Genomic DNA, 17,793 nt, shown 5'->3' on the forward strand with positions numbered 1-17,793 from the left:
CCTCGGCCCCTGTCTGACAAATCCTGACAAACCGGCTGGAGTCTCGAATCCACAGATATATTGATGATCGTCGGCTGATAGGTTGCGCCGATCAGACCGTGGAGGAGACCCCATGCACAACGTCGTGCGCGATACCGTAAAACCCTGGCGCCTGCTCATCTTGCTCGTGGGTCTCCTCGTCGGCTGCCCTCACCTGCCCAGCGCGGTTCAATCATCACAAGCAACCCCCGTCCTGAGCGGCACCGTGCTCGGCCAGGACGGCTATCAGACCCAGGGCACTCCCATCAGCGAGATTGCGAACGGCGCCACCGTCTCGCTGATCAATCCCAGCGACGGCCAGACCATCGCCACCACCTTGACCCAGCCCAACGGCGACTTCGTCCTGGCCTTCGGCACCAAGGCCCTGGCCCAGAACACTCCCTACTTGCTCGAGGCGATCAAGGGCTTGAGTGTCGGGGGCGCACCGAATCGAGCGGGCGCTCCCGCGGCTCGCCTTCGCACCTTCGTGTACAAGACGTCCAGCGGCTGGCAGAGCCTCACGAAGCTATCGAACGGCAGCGACGTCGTCCGCATCAACCAGAGCACCACCGCCCTGTGTGTCATCGCGGGCCTCAGGGGCTTCGACAAGGCCGCGCTCCTTGCGCTCAAACGCACCATCACCGTCGGAACCCCCGACTCCTTCGCTGCAGCCGGCGGGATCACGGGGCCCGAGTATGCGAGCGTCTGGGGCCTGATCGACACCGCCCTGACCCTCAACCAAGATCCGGTGAGGACCGTCGCCCTCGACACTGCCACGAACACTTACGCCCGCCTCGAGCGAGGCCCGTTCGTCACCGACCTTTCGACCGTGCAGAGCGATCCGGGGACCACCATCACCCTGTACGGAAGCGGATTCGACCCCGTCAAGACGAACAACAAGGTCTACTTTGCGGGTGATGCGAGCGCGGCGACCGTCGTCTCCGTCAACGCCACCGGCACCCAGCTCGTCGTGAAGGTGAGCAACAACGCCGACGTGGGGACGATCGTCGTCCAGGTGGGGAATCTGCGCAGTCTGGTGGCGTCCGCCACCGTCTTCAAACCCGGCCCCGTCGTTGAAGCCTTCGCGGGCGCCGTTGATTACGCGACCGGCAAAAGAATCCCCCTGGCGGGCACCAAGGCCCGGAACTTCTACCCGGAATCGCCATCGACCTTCCCGACCTCTGTCGCGGTGGCTTCGGGCGGTGCGGTGTTCGTGACGAGCCATCTCCAGGTCTTCAAGGTCTTTCCCGACGATACCTTCGTGCCGGTGGCCGGTAGCCTGAGCGGCGGCTCCAGCGCGGAGGGCGTTCCGGCCACCAGCGCTGCGCTCAGCGTAACGGGCCTCGCCGCGGATGCCGACGGCAATCTGTACATCGCCGTCTTCAATCGAATCCGCATGGTGCCCAAGGCCTCCGGCACCTACTTCGGCCAGGCCATGACCGCCAATTGCATCTACACCATCGCGGGCACCGGCACCTCCGGCTTCAACAATGATGGAATCCTCGCGACCACTGCCTCGCTCAACAATTCCACCGGTGTGACGCTGGACGCCCAGGGCAACGTCTTCATCGCCGATACGAATAACCATCGCATCCGGATGATCCCGCGCACGGGCGGCACCTACTTCGGCCAGACCATGACCGCCCACTATCTCTACACCATCGCGGGCACCGGCGCGTCCGGCTCCGATCTGGATGGGACCATCGCCACCAGCGCCAGGCTCAATGCCCCCAAGGGCGTGGCGGTGGATGCTCAAGGCAATGTCTTCATCGCCGATACGAGCAACCATCGTGTCCGGATGATTCCCCGCACGGGGGCCACCTACTTTGGCCAGGCCATGACGGCCAATTGCACCTACACCATCGCCGGCAAGGCGACTGCGGGCTATGACCCGGATGGGACCGCCGCCGCCAGCGCTCGATTCAACACCATCGGGGGGGTGGCCGTGGACCTCCAGGGCAACGTCTACATCTCCGATACGGCGGCTAACCGGCGCATCCGGATGGTTCCTGGCACAGGCGGCACCTACTTCGGCCAGAGCATGGCCGCCAACTGCATCTATACCATCGCCGGCACCGGCACGTCCGGCTACAACAATGACGCAATCCTCGCGACCACCGCCACGCTCGGTGCTACGACAGGCGTGGCGGTGGACGCTCAGGGCAATCTCTTCATCGCCGATACGGATAACAAGCGCGCCCGGATGATTCCTCGCGCGGGCGGCACCTACTTCGACCAGATCATGATTGCCAACTACATCTACACCTTTGCGGGGAACGGCGGAATTTACTTTGGAGGCGATGGGGGGCCGGCGACTTACGCGCTTCTCAACACCCCCGGTGGGGTGGCGGTGGATGCTCAGGACAACGTCTACATCGCTGATACTGGCAACCATCGAATCCGCATGGTGCCCAAGGCATCCGGCATCTACTTCGGCCAGACCATGACCGCCAATTGCATCTACACCATCGTGGGCACCGGCACGTCCGGCTACGACCCGGACGGGACCACCGTCACCAGCGCCAGGCTCAATGGCCCGAGGGCGGTGGCGGTGGATGCTCAGGGCAATCTCTTCATCGCCGATAGGCTCAACCATCGAATCCGCATGGTGCCCCAGGCTTCCGGCACCTACTTCGGTCAGGCGATGACGGCCAATTGCATTTACACCATCGCGGGAATCGGCTCGGGATCCTACGACACGGGCGTCCTCGCCACCTCCGCCCGCCTCTGGCTACCTGCTGGAATCGCCCTGGATTCCCAAGGCAACGTCTACATCACGTGCGAATTGACGAGCGTCCAGATGATCCCGCGTGTCGGCGGCACCTACTTCGGCCTGTCCATGACCGCCAACTACCTCTACACCCTCGCGGGAAATGGCTCGTATGGTGTGACCCAGGACGCCGTCCTCGGCCGTAGCACCCAGGTCTGGGCACCGGTGGCGATCGCCGTGAACAAGCAGGGCACCGTCTTCTTTGCGGATGCCATCAACAACGGCTACCGCGTGATCCCCAGCGTCGACGGCCGCTACTTTGGCCGTGACATGATCGCCGGCTACGTCTACAACTTCCCCTGGAGCGCCGGCAACTCCAGTACGGCCATCGCAGTCGACGCCGTCGGCTCCCCCTACTTCTACTATACCGGTATCCAGAAAGTCGGCCCCGATGGTCTGGCCACCGTCATCACCGGTAAGACCTCCACGACCAGGGCGATCGGCGCGCTCGCCACCAAGACCATCCTCAATCCCCCCCTCGGGATGGCGTTCACCAGCAACGGGGATCTGTACTTCGCCTGTGACAACAGCGTCCGGCGTATCCATTGAGCTTGCGAGGGCCGATTATCATGCGCACGACCTCTCCCTTGATGCCTCTCGTGGCCCTGATGCTGGCTGGTTGCGCCACGAGCGCGCAGCCCCATCTGCCGAGCACCCTCTCGGGTACCGTTGCGCCCTTCCCGAGCCCCCGCCATGTCGCCGCGACGAGCGGCGAAATCGCCCAGGGTGCCACCGTCTCGCTGATCGACCCGATCAGCGGCAACACCCTGGTCACCGCCCTCACGAGACCCGATGGACGCTTTGTCTTCACCTTCGACAAGAGCTTCAAGCCCTCGGTCGGCCCTTACTTCCTGGAGGCCGCCAAGGGCCTGAGCGTTGGAGCCAGCCAGAATCGTCCATCGGTGCCTGCGGCGCGCATGCGAACCCTCATCTCGAACTCGAACGGTCTCTGGGCCTCGCTCACCGGTCCCAACGCCAACATCACCCTCGGCACGACCGCCCTGTGCGCGCTTTCCAACCTCAAGGGCCTCGATCAGACGAAGAACCTCGCGCTGTTGGGCCGCATCGACCCCGGTTTGCCTTCCGCCTCGCCCGGAGGCCTCACGAGCAATGAGACCTTCACACCGCCTCTCGCCTGGATCTCCCTGCCGGCGACAGAGAGCATCTCGGTGCTGGAGTTCCTGCAAGCCTGGAACCTGGTCGGCCGAGCCCTCGCCCTGGATGCCGACCCCATGGCGGCCCTCATGCTGCGAGACCCCATCGCGACTGCGAGCCCGACGATCATGGATCCCGCCGTGCTTTCGGGTGTCGCCATGGCCCAAGACGGCTGGGCGCTCACCAGCGTCAAGCCCGCGACCGCCAGCACGACCATCCCATCGGTCCTCACCGTCCGCGGGATCGGCCTGCCCACCGCCACGGACAGCCTTCTCGTCACCCTCAACGGCGCCACCTGCTCCGTGCTCACCGCGAGCGCCACGGGTTCCGATTTCACCGTGCGCGTCCCCGCCGGCATCCCTCTCGGCGCCAGGAAACTCGTCGTCACCTATGGGCCCTGGAGCCACCAGGGCCTCACCGTCACCATCCAGTGAGCATGTCCCAGCCCATCATCAGGCCTCTGGCCGTTCTCGCCCTGCTGTCCGTTCTCGTCGCCGCCTGCGCCGTCGAGGACGGCCCGCCGTTCGGCGTCACGGCGATCGATCACGGTTCGCCTTTCTCGGGCGGTGAGGCTGCGAGCGCTTCTGTCGGGGTGCCGACCGTTCGTTTCGTCACCCTCGACCCCCAGGAGCTCGACCTCAACGCTCCTGACCCGCATGGCGAGACCCCTGCCGGGCTTGCTGCCACCGGCTCGCTCACGGTCGAGGTCATGCTCAGTAACGGCAGCCTCGATCCGCATGGGGTCACATGGTCCGTCTCCGAAACCTGGCTCACGGTCGATCGCTCTGGGCTCGTCCGGCTCCTGCCCGAGGCCGCCGGCACCGGGCTCATCACCGCCACCTCGGTCACCGATCCCACCCAGCGCGCGAGCGTCCCTGTCACCGTCACCCGGGACGGCATCGTGCGTGTGAGTTCCCCTTTGCCCTCGGAGGACGCCGCCGGTGCTATGGTGTTCGTCCAGCGTGGGAATGCCTACGTGGGCGCGTTCTCCCTCGTGGGGCCGAGCACGGCTCTCAGGCTCCCGGCCGGAGAGGAGTACTCCTTCGAGGTTTCGAGCGAAACGTTCAGCCATCTCCTGCGCGTCCCGCGCCTTGGGCCCAACCAGCTCGTCACGCTCGACCTCACCCCCTGAGCGGAAAGCCCGCGCCGAGACGCGCCTGCTGAATTCGATCGCGCAGGGACTCCAGCAGGCGGGGTTCGAGCTCCGGTAAGTTCTCGCAGGGATCCCCGCTCACGTGGTGCAAGGCGATCGTGAACCAGTACGCGGCCAGGTCGCGATCGCCAACCTCTTGGTGCTTCATCCCCTGCCGGAAGAAGGTCTCGAACTCTTTCAGCTCGTTGTAGGCGAACTCCTCGCCGACCAGGCGCTGGCGCCCTCGGCTGCTTTCGATGAGGTGCTCGCCCCCGATGGAGCGAAGCGCCTTGCGCGCGGCATAACTCAGGCCATGCAACGAGTCGCGAGGGTTGGAGGGCAGCCAGTCCCAGAAAATCTGCTCGGTTATCTTGTCCGTCTCGAGGCCGTCGGGCTGCAAGCCGAGCATCGCGAGCAGCGCCAAGGAGCGACGGCGCGGCCAGGCGGGGGCAGGTGCGCCAAGGCGCTCGATCTCGAACGCTCCAAAGACGCGCAACTTGAAAATCGGCGGAAGCGTCGCCAAGCCGAGATCCCTGAGGGCGCGGGCCTCAATGCGCCGGAGGAATCGTCCCTCTGGCGAATCGACGAGAGCACGAATCGCCTCCAAGCTTCCCTGACCCTGCAAGTGATCGAGCCAGCGCCGTAGAAATTCCCAGTGGACGCGCATGAAAGGAGACGACGCGGCGGGTATCTCCCGGGCGGCCTCGTCGTACTCGCCAAGCTCCAGCAGGCAGCGGACCCAATAGACGTGTGCGGCGTCCCCCCATGACATGGGAGCCTCGGAGAGATCCATTGCCTCGTACTCGGCGCGCGCGCGCGCCAGCTCGCCCGACTGCGTGTGGACCATCATCCGTCCCAGCCTGGCGAGTTGGACCTCGTAGCTCAGTGCGTGGGTCGAGGCGAGCCGCTCCAGGTGGTCGAAACAGCGCAGGGCGAGTCCACCCTCGCCGAGATAGCGGGCGCGATGCCCCAGGTAATCGAGCATGTAAGCCCGCATTCCGGGTGGAAGCGGGACGCTCGGATCCCATTGCAGCTCGAAGGTGGACGGGCGCGACTCGTCCAGGATCTCCTCTCGGGTCCGTGTAAGCAATGCTTGGGAGGTGCTTCGCTCGAAGCCCCAGCGACGTGACAGCACGTGGATGCGCCGCCGATGCCGGCGAGCCACCGTGAGGTCGTCACGCAACGTGGCCCAGGCGTGAAGGTTGGCTTCGGCCCTGATCCCGAGCATTGCGAGGGTCCTATCAGGCTGGGCCCCCAGCTGCGCGACGTCCTCCCAACACTGGGCGGCTTCGGGATGCTTGCCTTGGATCGCCAGCCACCTGCCCTGGTTCAGGAGCGCGCGTGCGCGCAAGAGGGAAGAAGGATCGGCCAGAGCGGGAGCGATGCAAGCAAGCTCCTCCTCGGGCGGCACCCCATCGAGGCGGAAGCGCGCTTCGAGACGTTGAAGGGCGAGGCGCTGCTGATCGTGTTGCGAAGCGGGGCGCAGCGCCAGCGCTTGTTCGAAACGCGCATAGGCTGCCTCGTAATCAAATGCGTCGAAATAGGCCTGTCCCTCGATCTCGAGCAACGTCGGCCGCAATGCCCGGCTCGACGCGGGTAGGCGTGCGATTTTCTCCAACATCCCCTCGCCCCGGATGGTCCAGCGGTGTTGATCCCAGAAGGTCAGCAAGTCGTGCTCGACCACCTCCCAGACGGACGGCGTCACTTCGTGAGGCTGAATCTCCGCCAGAACCTGACGCCAGGGCTTGCGCAGGACGTGACGCTCTGCTGCTTGTTCGGCCACGTTGCGCCGGATGAGCTCTTGCCCTTCAGGCGACGGGGAGGCTTCTCCGACGAGCGCGAGCGAGAAGGTCTTTGCGAGCAAATGCAGCGGCAATTCCACCAGATCCGAGAAAGTGGGACGTTCGTCCCAGGCGGGGTGATCCGAGCTCCAGACGGCCTCCAAGGCGGACTCCAAGGAGGGTAAGCGGTGGCGAGAGGCCACGACCAGCGCGCAGGACATCGGGAGGTGCTCCGCCAGCTCGACGAGGCCGGACACGAGGGGCGATTCCTCAATCGCATGAGCGTCATCCAGGAAGAGCGCGAGGTCGGGCATTAGCCCGAGGGCCGCCACGAGACGTTCCCCCCATGCGGGGCGTGGATCGGCGACGAAACGCGCGTAGGCCGCCGGTCGCGCTCCCAGCAGGCGATAAGCGAGGAACTCGGGGTCTCGATCCTCGGGGGTGAGGCGTAAGTAGAGTGTTTCAGACGGGCTTTCGGCGATCCATTGGCGCAGCAAGCGGGTCTTGCCCGCACGGGGCCCCGCCGTGAGCAGGAGGCGTCGAGCCGGCAAGAAGGACCAGCTCATGCGGCGCTCGCATCCGCTTGGGCGCGACGCACGACGTCCGCGCGCTCGGCATCGAACATGTCCGGGAGATTCTCGAAGAGCTCGCCGTTGACGTAAGCGCGGGCCAAGCGCCGGAAGAGGCGGGACGCCTCGGGCCAGCCTCGCTGCTCCAGATCGGCCGCCTTGCGCATCAGGGCCTCGAACTCATGCAGGTCGCAGGACGCGATCGCATGCCAGCGGAGGCGATAGAGGCCCCCGGAAGCATCGAACAGGTGCTCGCCGTCTACGGAGGTGAGGGCATTTCGCAGGGCGTACGTGACCGTGTGCAGCGCCTCGCTGGGGGTGGCGGACGCTTCACCGAAGATCCGCTGGGCGAGTTCTCGGGCCGACATCCCTTCCGGATTCAGCGTCAGCAGGGCCAGAAGCACGCGTGCTGCCTTGCGCGGCAGCTTGACCTCAGAGCCATCCGGCGCCAAGAGTTCGAGCGGCCCAAACGCGCGCAAGCAAAATCCGAGCTTTCGCTGATGGAGTGGCTCATCGCACTCTCCAAGACGCCGGGCCAAGGCCTCCTCGCCGAGCGCGGCGGCACGGCGCGCGAAGCAGCGCTCGTAGCGGGCAACCTTCGAGAGATCGCTGAAAGCCTCGCCTGGAACGTCCAGCAGGGCTTCGAAGGGTAGCGCCGGATCGAGCAGGAGCTGGGCTTCGAGCTTGGCCACGTGAGCCTCCAGCAAGTCCCGATGGAAGCCGTGACGCGTGGCGAGCGCGATCATGCGCGTTGCGAACACCTGGGCCTGAGCACTCTCGTCACTTGCGATCGCCTGGGCATAGCGATCGCGCAACTCGCGATATGCCTGGTAATGGTACCTGCGCTCTCCTGGGATCGCCGCGGTCGATGAGGAAGCCCAATCACCGATCTTGGCGAGGGTGGGGCGCTCGGCGAGAAGCTGTGAGGGAATGCGCGCGAGCACCGCAGCCAGCGAGCGCTCCTCTGTGGTGCGTAGCGTGCGCTCAGCATAAGCGGCCAGTAGTTTTTCGAGCCGCTCCCAGGTCTTCGGAGAAAGGGAGAACGCGAGACACCGCTCGGCCGCCGAGGCCCAGGCCGGATGCAGGTGGTGCGTGTGGTCGAGGCCTGGCAGCGCCACGTTGCGTCTCACGAGTTCCTGGCTCTCGAGATCGGGTTTCTGAGAGCCGAGTAAGTGGAGCGCGAGGGCATGGCCTAGTAGCTCCTCGGGTAGCTCCAGGAGGTGTGCGGGCTCGATGCGCGTCTGCCAGATCGGGTGCTTGGCATCGAAGTGATGCGTCACCTCCCGACCGAGCTCCGTGAGGCGATGGCGTGAAGCCAACACTAACGAGCCGCCTTCGGGGAAATGGCGCAACAGGGGCAGGAGATCGTCCAGGACGGTCTCGGCGCCATGCGCGTCATCCAGGAGGAGGCGCGCTTCTGGAAGAACGTCGTCCAAGGCGCGCCCCAGGGCCGCTCCCCAGGGCAAGGAAGGAAAGCGCGCCAGGAGTTCAGCCGTCCTGCTTGCCGCTTCGGGCCAGAGCCCCGAGACGGCCGCCTGAAGTTGTCGGGGATCCCGCATGTCTGCGAGGCTGACCCTACGGGCATCCGGCCAGGTCTCGGTCCAGGCGTTTAGAAGCCTGGTCTTGCCAGCCCCGGGCCCAGCACTCAGGACCACGGTGCATGGATCTGCAGGCGGCGAAACGTCCGAGAAAGCGTGCGGTGTGGTGACCATAGAGTTCATATTATACCGATTGAACGTTATTTGTTTAATTTTGGGCGCAGTATCATTGCTTGAACAAGTTCCCTCGGGCAATGCGAGCGGAAGTCAGGCTGAGACGTAAATTCTGACAGGGGCTAAATAGGGGCAGGCCACAACGGCTTTAGCCTGAGATAGCGCTTTCGGCGATTTTTCCTGCCGATGGAGCCTCCAAGCAAGCGATAGTAACCTCACGCCTGGGAGGTGCCCTGGAGAACGGTTTTTCAGGCCGATGAGTGGCAAGATACTCTCATCAACCACACACCACCTCTCTGAGTTGAAGCCCGCCGGACGTATATCCGGTGGGCTTTCTGCTTTCCACAGGAGGGGGATTTGGCATCTTAAGCGGGTTTGAACTCGAGCGGACACTACATCTCAGAATATTGATAATTCGAATATCATTTCGGGATATTGATAGCTAAGAGTTGCTATTCATGTGAATTTTTGGCGAATTGGTGTGCTATGAATAGTGATATTACTTGCATAGGGGCGATCGAATCTCGTTCCATCCACTTGCGCCCCGTATCTATCCATATGCCGGGGATATTATCAGGAGGCCAATTTGCATTTTAGTTCGACCTTGCAAGGCGCCTTGCTCGCTTCGCTGATCCTCATTCCGATGCCCGCCTTGGCCGCGACCGATGCGGCCGTGGCAACCGGCTCGGTGCCCGTGCGCCATATCTCCGTCAACGTGGCCCTGTTCCCGCCGCTCGAGTTCGCCTCTGAGTTCGAGGGGCGCGTCTCCCCACGATTGGGGCTCAACATCATCGGCGGTCGCACGTATGGTCTCGACGGCCTCGAGATGGGCGGCGTCTTCAACATGAAGGACGGCTACGTCAACGGTACGCAGTTGGCCGGGGCGTTCAACTTGGCTGGTGGCCCGGTGAACTACTTCCAGGCGGCTGGCATCGCTAACCTGGTCGCGGGGCCCGTGAGCGGCATGCAGGCAGCAGGTGCCGCCAATCTGGTCAGCGGCGACACGAGTGGCTTTCAGGCAGCAGGTGGCGCAAACCTGGTCAGCGGTGATACGAGGGGTTTACAGGCGGCAGGCGTGCTCAACATCGCTGGTGGGCGCGTTTCGGGATTTCAGGCGGCGGGCGGCGTGAACGTTGCGGGCGGCTCGTTTGATGGGCTGCAGGCTGCTGGCCTGGTCAATGTCGCTCAGGGTTCGCTCCGGGGCGCTCAAGCGGCAGGTCTCGTGAACACGGTCGCTGGGAACGCCGCCGGGGCCCAGATGGGCCTGCTGAATGTCGCGGGTGGCCGCGTCGACGGCGCGCAGATTGGTCTGGTGAACATCGCGGATGACCTCGACGGTGTGCCGGTCGGGATCTTCAGCTATGTGCGCAAGGGCCGTCTCGAGGCCCAGGCCCTCTACGAGAACAACGGCTTCACGCAGATTGCCGTCAATTCAGGCGGTCTGGGCGCCTACTCGATCGCGTCAGTCGGCTATCGCTCGGAGACCGGTGCCCCGCTTTACGCGCTCCAACTCGGTCTTGGCTTCAACCGCGAGCTTGGCAATGGCTTCTACAATCAATTCGAGCTCTTGAGTGGGAACGTGATGTTGACGCCTGACTCGTTCCGCAATTCGGGCGTCCTGCAGACTCTGCGCGAGTCGATCGGCTTCCGGTTGGCGCCGCACCTGGCGGCCAAGGTTGGTGTCTCGCTCAACGTTCTGTCGGCCGCGTCCCTGGCGAACAATCCGCTCACCAACTCACCCCTGTACTCGTCGGCCAACGTTCAAGTCTGGCCGGGATACTTCGCCGCGCTCGAGTTTTAAAGGGCGCGATCGCGCGTGGGCCTGCTAGATGGGTTTTGTGAGCAACCGGGCAATATCAGCCTCACCTTTCGAGGGCGTCATGGGCAACAGCTCTTCGCCTTGAGGTGTGGCAAGATACTCTCATCAACCACACACCACCTCTCTGAGCTGAAGCCCGCCGGACGTACACCCGGCGGGCTTTCGATTGGTTATGGAATACCCGTTAACAGATAAATCTGGCTCTCTTGGGCGCAGTAAATTTGTATTCCGTCCATTGGCCCGACTTGGCGGAAAAGCCACGAAGAACAATGTTCGTCTTGAAGGAGACCTCACACAGGTCTTTCAATCCGTCTGCGCTTTTGATCGGAACATTATCCCAAGTCTCGGACACAGGGTTGAACTGTCGTATCTCCAAAGATTCCCAGTCTTCGATTAGGAGCCTTCCTTCCGGCAAGACCGAACCTCCATGGGCATCTTCGGCATCCAGATGAGCTCCATCGATCAGAACCTCAAATTGTCCTTGCTCCATATCAAGACGCATCTCTGTTACCTGGCTATCAGGAAAGGAGAGGTCTTGCAGTTTCGTGCCGAATATTTCCATAGTCACTGAATTTCTGATATTTTCCAAATACCGTTATCTTTTTTTAGTCTTACAAGAACTTGACCGCTTTTCTTTGTTCCATGAATCCATAAGCGTAATTCAGAATCGCCAGTTCCATTAACGTATTGATAGTATGAGTCAATTGGGATAAGCAATACGAACTCTGGTTTTCCGAATTTTTTTATGATGTAAGAGTCGATATATAGGTGTGATAGTGCTAAGCTCATCGCATCACTGTGAATAAGGCTAATATATGCAATTATCCACACTACTAGTGAGAATAGTAAAAATACAGGAAGACTCTTCTTGGTGTATTCAAGATATTTCTTTGCGATGTTTGTAAAGGTCATTGTGTTTTTATTCCTAGAATGCAAAGAACGCCTGAGAAGATGCCGCAATTTGATCTAATTTCCCAGCCTCCAACTCAATAGTTGCTTTGACCGTCCAAGGTTTGCTCATCGATCTAGCCGGATCTAGGAAAACTGCAAGCTGGTATTTACCCGAACGAGTAGACGTGCAGGCGAATTGAAGAACGCCATCTCGCGATTTCCAGACCTTTTCCCCTGACCATCCCTGCCAATGCTCTGCCAAGTCATGGAAGAACTCAGGTAGACCACCGCCCAAGTAGTCTTCAATTGTTGCTGTGGCTTGTAATCCATCCACTTCAAGAGAGACTGTGAATTCGTCTATCAGAGTGTCAGAGAACGTAGGATTGCTGAGGATGAGCTTGTTGCGCCCCAGAGGCGGAATTCTCAAGGTTGGAGAGGCGGTCATATCCACAGAGGGCGATCTCCGAAGTGTTTACGTTGCTGTGAACAAATGCTTGCGAGTAGATCTTACCCATGATTGGGCAGGTATTACCTGCTTGCCATGCTACGATTGTGATGAGATGATTTCGCGTCAAGATGAGATATTTTTAAACCAAGTCGCTCAGGGCCTTCTCCCTTTCGAGGCGGCTGTAGCTTGGTTTGAATCACTGCTAGAGGCCGCCCAAGAGGAGATTCTTCGAGAACTGATCTACCTTTCTTCCCAGGCGGGCGCTCGTGATGAAGACATTCAGGAATCGATTACACAATCTCGCCTGCGGCCAACCTTTACGCCGTGTATTGTGCTCCGCAAGGACGGCGTTAAACACTGTCGTCTTGACCTGCTACCTCCGGATGAGCATCTGAAATCTTTCCGCCTGCTGATGGCTCTGTTTGAGATTGCTGATCAGCGGCGTAGAGCGACGAGTTGTAAGGATGGATGCAAGCATTGGTGGCATCATCTTGAAACTTCATCGACTTTGCGTATCCCAGCCAATGCTCCTGACAGGTCATCCCAGGATGAATAAATTCATCTTTGTTTTGTCGTTTGTTGCCATTGCCCAGTGTGCTCTGCCTGATAGCGCGTATAGCCTTGGCTGGGGAGGGATTTCCGATACCTGCTCGGGGATTACTGTTGGAAGAACCGATGACAAAGAGGTTGTAGCCAGATTAGGCGGTGGTCTCTTTGTAGGCAAAGAAGGCGCTTTTGGTGGCAGATACTACATCGCTCCAGATGGAGCAATGACCTTGCATCTTGTGACCGGGACTGATGCTGTGGTTTGGGAGTTGACTCTAACTCGTGGGATTGCTTTGCCGTCAGGCTGTAAGCCAGTAAAGGCAATTCTTCCGATCAATTTGCTCGAGGCTGGAATCCGTCTAGGAGACTCACCGCAGAGAGTAACAGCGCTTTTGGGAAAGCCCAGCAAAGACAAATCAGTAAAGGGCAACAGGACTCTGGAGTTTTACAACTACAGGAATGCACCAGCCGATGAGGCGGGAAACTCTGCGACGTTCAGCTTCATCAACGGGCGCCTGGTGAAGGTTAGGTTGTATTGCGGGGATTAGCCTTCGACCTGCCCGTGAAACAAAACTCGTTACATCTGTTTCATTGGTTTCAAGCCAGGATGGTCTCTGTGGCGATTTTTCCTTGACTAAGAGAGCGCCCAACCGAGCGATAGCTTACTCACCCTTCGAGGGCGGCACGGGCAACGGCTTTTCGCCTTGAGGTGTGGCAAGATACCCCCATCAACCACACACCACCTCTCTGAGCTGAAGCCCGCCGGACGCACACCCGGCGGGCTTTCTTGTTGGTTTCGGCTATGGTTGCAGGATGAACTGATAGAGGTAATCATCTTTCATTTGAGCGAAAAAGCTGGGGGGTGAGATTCTGAAGATTGATTTTTGCCGTCCCCTTGATCGTGAACGGCTCGTCCATCAAGCCGACAGTGTAGAAGTGGATCAAGAGCCCGATGCTATTGACTAAGCCCGTATTCGCCAAGTCCTGAAAAAAGGAGATCCATTCTGCCGGAGCGGTTGCATCATGTTCTTTCGCTTCTTGCTTCTCAATGGTGCGATTCTTTTCTTCAATCCAGCGGGCTATTTTGGCATCGCTCCAGCCTTTTTGTTTTAGCTTCTTGGTGTCGAAGGAAGCTTCCGATTTGGCCTGGTCTAGGCGGCGGAAACAACCGCCAACGGTTTCACAGTCACAGTAATGTTTTGTCGCTTGCAGGTACATGAGCTCTTCCGGGAGTTGAGCTTCAATGAACGCGTTCTTAATTGGCTTGAACTTTAGCTTGTGCGCATCAATGATAGGTCGCAGCGCATCAAGATCCGTCGCTTTGGGAAGTGTTGCTGTAATGAAATAGCACATAGGGAATTCCTAACTTCTAACCTGGCTAATTAATTTTTCACGGTCTTCCCATTCAGCTATCAGGCTATTAATGATTAACGCAATTCCTGCGATTAGAAAAGAAAGCCAGAAATCCAGCCGAAAAAGGTAGCTTCCCGCCGCACCTATCAAAAGTGAAATCACCAGCCAAAGCAGGATGTAAGTAATGTTCTGCATTACTGGTACCTACAGTCAGACTGACCGTGAAGCAAAACTCGCTCCATCCGATTCATTGGATTCACTTCTGACCGGGAGGATTTTTGGCCGATATTTCGTTCAGCAAAACTACACTACCGCTGAGTCATCAATGGATATGCTTTTTCCGCTAATACTAATCACATCTCCACTTTGCATTTCGAATTCAATGCTAACTTCACTATTGTTCTTATTTATTGTAGTCTCGTTAATATAAATACTAGGACCCCACGGGAGCCTCCTCGGAACAATAATATTCGAAAAATTTGAAACATTAAGACTTATAATTCCTTTTCACTCTCCATCAAAAAAATAGCCTCTGCCTTTTCCCAGTTTACCGTAATAGATAAAAGCACAGCATCATGAAATTCGAAAGGATCCATAAATAGCATCCCTTTTGAGTCTAAACTTGGCAGCATCTATAGTCTAAATGAAACAACTGCCTCACTTGTTGCCATATTTGCTACATGAGCAGGGAACATTGGGGCCAGCTTAGTTCCGATTGAGATCCAAATTCTTTATAACTCTAATTACGGGAGGCAGGTCAATCGCTTAAGGAGTCATTCTCGAATGGTATAGAACTCGGATTTCACCCTGTAATTGCTCGGGTTCGAGGTGGCGGTTGAAAAAATAAAGGGATGTAGCCCTCCCCCCTTCCCCAGAAACCTTACCGCTCTTGTAGGTGCCACATTCTTCGTCAATTACATACATCGTCCAGGTGTTGCTTGGGTGCTCGTTGTATAGACGATCCTGCCAAGCCGAAGCGACTTCTTCAAGCAGGGAAAGGGCAATCGTTCTACCCTTTCGCTCAGTCCGGGCGAGTCTTTCGTGGACGAGCGTTATTTCGTTTCTGTTATCGATTGAGAGCTCTAAGTCAGGGTCATGCAGATTTTCTTCTATCCCTTCAACTGGATACAGTTCAGCGTCGATGATGATGAACCCATTAGCACTATAAAACCTCCAGCGCTTCATCCGCTCGATGTCCCGCCTTTGTTGCCTGTAGCGTCGTGACCAAATGCTCATAGAGAAGTCGTACCCATGATTGAGCAGTGCTTACCTGCTTGCCGTCTAGTGAAACAAAACTCGTTTCATCCGTTTCATTGGTTTCACGCTTTGAAACTTGTATTGGCATATGGCAAAAGCCCTCGGCCTTGTGGCCGAGGGCTTTGTGATGGAGCGGGCGACGCGATTCGAACGCGCAACAGCTTGCTTGGAAGGCAAGAACTCTACCATTGAGTTACGCCCGCACGAATGTCAATAAATGGTCGGAGCGCTGGGATTCGAACCCAGGACCCTCTGCTCCCAAAGCAGATGCGCTACCAAGCTGCGCTACGCCCCGAAAAGGCTCGTCCAGCATATCAACTTCCTCGAACGGTTGTCAATCGAACGTCTCGCTTGCCAAAGCGCATCCATCCATGGATTTAGACGGGATTTAGCCATGGGTTAATTCACCCTTAAGAAAGATCCGTCCCCCACGCCCGATAACGTTTGTGAGCTGTTAAGAGTGCTCGTTTCAAGGGGGAAATGATAATGCAAGTTCAACGTTCGAATGCACTGATGCCGACCCGCGTGGCAGCACCCGTCAAGGCCGGTGGAGGCGAAACCGCCGTTCAGGCGCCTGCTCAGCAGATGACCGCTCAGAGCAGCGAAAGCCTCAACCAGATGAACCAGCTCCTCGGCAACGAGCAGGATCTGGCGCGCCTGAACCGCGTCTTCCTCGCGAGCCCCGGGATGCTGCGTTTCGCGACCGGCGGCGGCATCCGTCGCGCCATCACCTCGTTCCTCACGGGTATCCCTAAGGACCAGCTTATTCAGTACGGCCAGATGGCTGATATGATGCGCGTCCAGGGCATGCAGCCCCAGTGGGCCCACCTCTTCGTGAAGGCCGGCATCAAGAACCCCGGTGAGCTCTCGAAGTATGCCGGTGACGACTGGTCCGCCCAGATCCAGCGCGGTATCGTCTGGGGCGCCATGGCCGCCAAGGCCATCGAGCTGGCGGGCAACGGTCGCAACTACTCGCCGCCCTCGTACGACCAGATCAAGGCCCTCGCCAAGAACTCCGTCGGTCTCGGCTCGGTCATCAACCTCGGCGTCCCCCAGGCCCAGCCCTAAGCCCCGAATCAACCAACTCAATCCCTCTCGACGCCTCGCGCCCGCCGTTCCCCCCGGCAGGCGCGAGGCGTCGTCTTGGCGCCAATTTTAGCCGCTCATATGGTAGAATCCGAGGGTTTGACCGTTCGTCATCTGGATCGCCCGAGAAAGGACTTTCCCGTTGGATCTGCTTCAGTCCGTCGTGCTGGGCGTGGTGCAGGGCATCACCGAGTTCCTGCCCGTCAGCAGCACCGCCCACCTCATCCTCGTTCCCTGGTTCATGCACTGGCGTGACCCTGGCTTGACCTATGACGTGGTGCTCCAGGGCGGGACCTTCCTCGCGGTCATCTGGTACTTCTGGACGGACATCCGCAACATGCTCGTGGCCTGGTTCCGCAGCCTGCGCAAGCCCGATCTGCGCAACGATCCGGACCAGCGTCTCGCCTGGCTCGTGATCCTGGGCTCGTTCCCGGCGGGCGTGGCGGGGGTGCTCCTCGAGAAGCACATCGAGACGACCTTCCGCTCGCCCTACATCATCGCCGCGACCCTCATCGGGGTGGGCCTGCTGCTCGCCCTCGCGGAGCTGCTCGCGAAGCATCAGCGCGAGCTGAAGAACCTGCGCTGGCTGGATGCGCTCGTCATCGGCATCGGTCAGGCCTGTGCCCTGATCCCCGGGACCTCCCGCTCGGGGGCGACCATGACCGCGGCCATGTTCATGGGCTTCAGCCGTACGGCGGCGGCGCGCTTCTCCTTTCTGCTCGGGATTCCCATCATCTTCGCGAGCACCCTCTTCAAGGTGAAGGGCTACGTGAGCAACTTCGCCCTGACCCATCCCGGCACCTCGCTCATGGACCACCTCATGCACAGCCCGAACACCGTGCCCTTCATCGTGGGGACGGTGGTCTCGACCGTCGTGGGCTACCTGAGCATCCGCTTTTTGCTCGCCTTCCTGCAGCGCGGGACCATGTGGCTCTTCATCGGCTATCGCCTGGTGCTCGGCGTCTTGATCCTGGTCATGCTGATGACCAATCGCCTGCCCGCTACCATGCACGTCGGGTAGCCGACCGCCATGGAGGCCTTCGAGGTGACGCTGGACGGCACGCTGTTTCGCTTCTTTCCGGGGGCGACGGTGCGGGATCTGGTCGGGCGCCTGGCACCCGAGGAGCAAGTGGCGATCGCAAACGGCCTTGCGGCCATCGCCGACGCGCACGGCAACACCCTCGGCTCGGGCGGTGCCCTGCGGCCCGGCGGGCGCTATCTCTTACTTCGAATGGTCTGAATCAAGAAGGGGGGCA

General features: G+C 59.8%; 15 protein-coding genes and 2 tRNA genes. 9 read left to right on the forward strand and 8 right to left on the reverse strand.

Annotation, left to right across the window (positions count from 1 at the left end):
* Positions 1–112 precede the first annotated feature (112 nt).
* The 3 genes from J7643_06370 to J7643_06380 are packed head-to-tail and all read left to right on the forward strand — an operon-like array spanning position 113 to position 5,075.
* Positions 113–3,337: an IPT/TIG domain-containing protein gene (locus J7643_06370; GenBank protein ID MBO9540200.1), complete on the forward strand. Its 3,225-nt coding sequence runs from the start codon at positions 113–115 to the stop codon at positions 3,335–3,337.
* 20 nt (positions 3,338–3,357) lie between these two features.
* On the forward strand, positions 3,358–4,377 hold the full coding sequence (locus J7643_06375) for a hypothetical protein (GenBank protein ID MBO9540201.1): 1,020 nt from the start codon (positions 3,358–3,360) through the stop codon (positions 4,375–4,377).
* 2 nt (positions 4,378–4,379) lie between these two features.
* Positions 4,380–5,075, forward strand: a complete 696-nt coding sequence (locus J7643_06380; protein ID MBO9540202.1) for a hypothetical protein — start codon at positions 4,380–4,382, stop codon at positions 5,073–5,075.
* On the opposite strand, the gene J7643_06385 is transcribed toward J7643_06380, so the two are convergent.
* Together J7643_06385 and J7643_06390 are read right to left on the reverse strand one after the other, a co-directional pair.
* On the reverse strand, positions 5,065–7,422 hold the full coding sequence (locus tag J7643_06385) for a hypothetical protein (GenBank protein MBO9540203.1): 2,358 nt from the start codon (positions 7,420–7,422) through the stop codon (positions 5,065–5,067). The genes J7643_06380 and J7643_06385 overlap by 11 nt on opposite strands.
* Positions 7,419–8,984 carry a hypothetical protein gene (locus J7643_06390; protein ID MBO9540204.1) on the reverse strand — a complete coding sequence of 522 codons (1,566 nt, stop codon included), beginning with the start codon at positions 8,982–8,984 and terminating at the stop codon, positions 7,419–7,421. The genes J7643_06385 and J7643_06390 overlap by 4 nt, the downstream gene beginning before the upstream one ends.
* Before the next feature lie 739 nt (positions 8,985–9,723).
* On the opposite strand from J7643_06390, the gene J7643_06395 reads away from it, so the two are divergent.
* A complete protein-coding gene (locus J7643_06395) occupies positions 9,724–10,938 on the forward strand; it encodes a hypothetical protein (GenBank protein MBO9540205.1) in 1,215 nt (404 codons plus the stop codon).
* A 202-nt stretch (positions 10,939–11,140) separates the two neighbouring features.
* Here the strand turns inward: J7643_06395 and J7643_06400 are convergent, their stop codons facing one another.
* Positions 11,141–11,545: a hypothetical protein gene (locus J7643_06400; protein ID MBO9540206.1), complete on the reverse strand. Its 405-nt coding sequence runs from the start codon at positions 11,543–11,545 to the stop codon at positions 11,141–11,143.
* Positions 11,546–11,881: 336 nt separating this feature from the next.
* A complete protein-coding gene (locus J7643_06405) occupies positions 11,882–12,298 on the reverse strand; it encodes a hypothetical protein (protein ID MBO9540207.1) in 417 nt (138 codons plus the stop codon).
* Positions 12,299–12,407: 109 nt separating this feature from the next.
* Here J7643_06405 and J7643_06410 point away from each other — a divergent pair, with 109 nt between their 5' ends.
* Complete coding sequence (locus tag J7643_06410) at positions 12,408–12,851, forward strand: hypothetical protein (protein ID MBO9540208.1); 444 nt, start codon at positions 12,408–12,410, stop codon at positions 12,849–12,851.
* Positions 12,844–13,389, forward strand: a complete 546-nt coding sequence (locus tag J7643_06415) for a hypothetical protein (protein MBO9540209.1) — start codon at positions 12,844–12,846, stop codon at positions 13,387–13,389. Before J7643_06410 ends, J7643_06415 begins: the two co-directional genes overlap by 8 nt.
* 283 nt (positions 13,390–13,672) lie before the next feature.
* Here J7643_06415 and J7643_06420 read toward each other — a convergent pair whose 3' ends face one another.
* From J7643_06420 to J7643_06435, 4 genes are all read right to left on the reverse strand, one after another.
* Entirely contained in the window at positions 13,673–14,194 is a 522-nt protein-coding gene (locus tag J7643_06420) for a hypothetical protein (GenBank protein ID MBO9540210.1), read from the reverse strand.
* 765 nt (positions 14,195–14,959) lie between these two features.
* Positions 14,960–15,379 carry a hypothetical protein gene (locus tag J7643_06425; protein ID MBO9540211.1) on the reverse strand — a complete coding sequence of 140 codons (420 nt, stop codon included), beginning with the start codon at positions 15,377–15,379 and terminating at the stop codon, positions 14,960–14,962.
* A gap of 200 nt (positions 15,380–15,579) precedes the next feature.
* A tRNA-Gly gene (locus J7643_06430) sits at positions 15,580–15,654 on the reverse strand.
* 15 nt (positions 15,655–15,669) lie between these two features.
* Positions 15,670–15,746 (reverse strand) — tRNA-Pro (locus J7643_06435).
* Positions 15,747–15,964: 218 nt separating this feature from the next.
* On the opposite strand from J7643_06435, the gene J7643_06440 reads away from it, so the two are divergent.
* From J7643_06440 to J7643_06450, 3 genes are all read left to right on the forward strand, one after another.
* Positions 15,965–16,519 carry a DUF4332 domain-containing protein gene (locus J7643_06440; protein MBO9540212.1) on the forward strand — a complete coding sequence of 185 codons (555 nt, stop codon included), beginning with the start codon at positions 15,965–15,967 and terminating at the stop codon, positions 16,517–16,519.
* 160 nt (positions 16,520–16,679) lie between these two features.
* Positions 16,680–17,558, forward strand: a complete 879-nt coding sequence (gene uppP / locus J7643_06445) for an undecaprenyl-diphosphatase UppP (GenBank protein MBO9540213.1) — start codon at positions 16,680–16,682, stop codon at positions 17,556–17,558.
* Positions 17,559–17,567: 9 nt separating this feature from the next.
* Positions 17,568–17,777, forward strand: coding sequence for a hypothetical protein (locus tag J7643_06450; GenBank protein ID MBO9540214.1), 210 nt, complete (start codon positions 17,568–17,570; stop codon positions 17,775–17,777).
* The last annotated feature ends 16 nt before the right edge of the window (positions 17,778–17,793 follow it).

Source organism: bacterium (genome assembly GCA_017744355.1).
Lineage (GTDB): Bacteria > Cyanobacteriota > Sericytochromatia > S15B-MN24 > UBA4093 > JAGIBK01.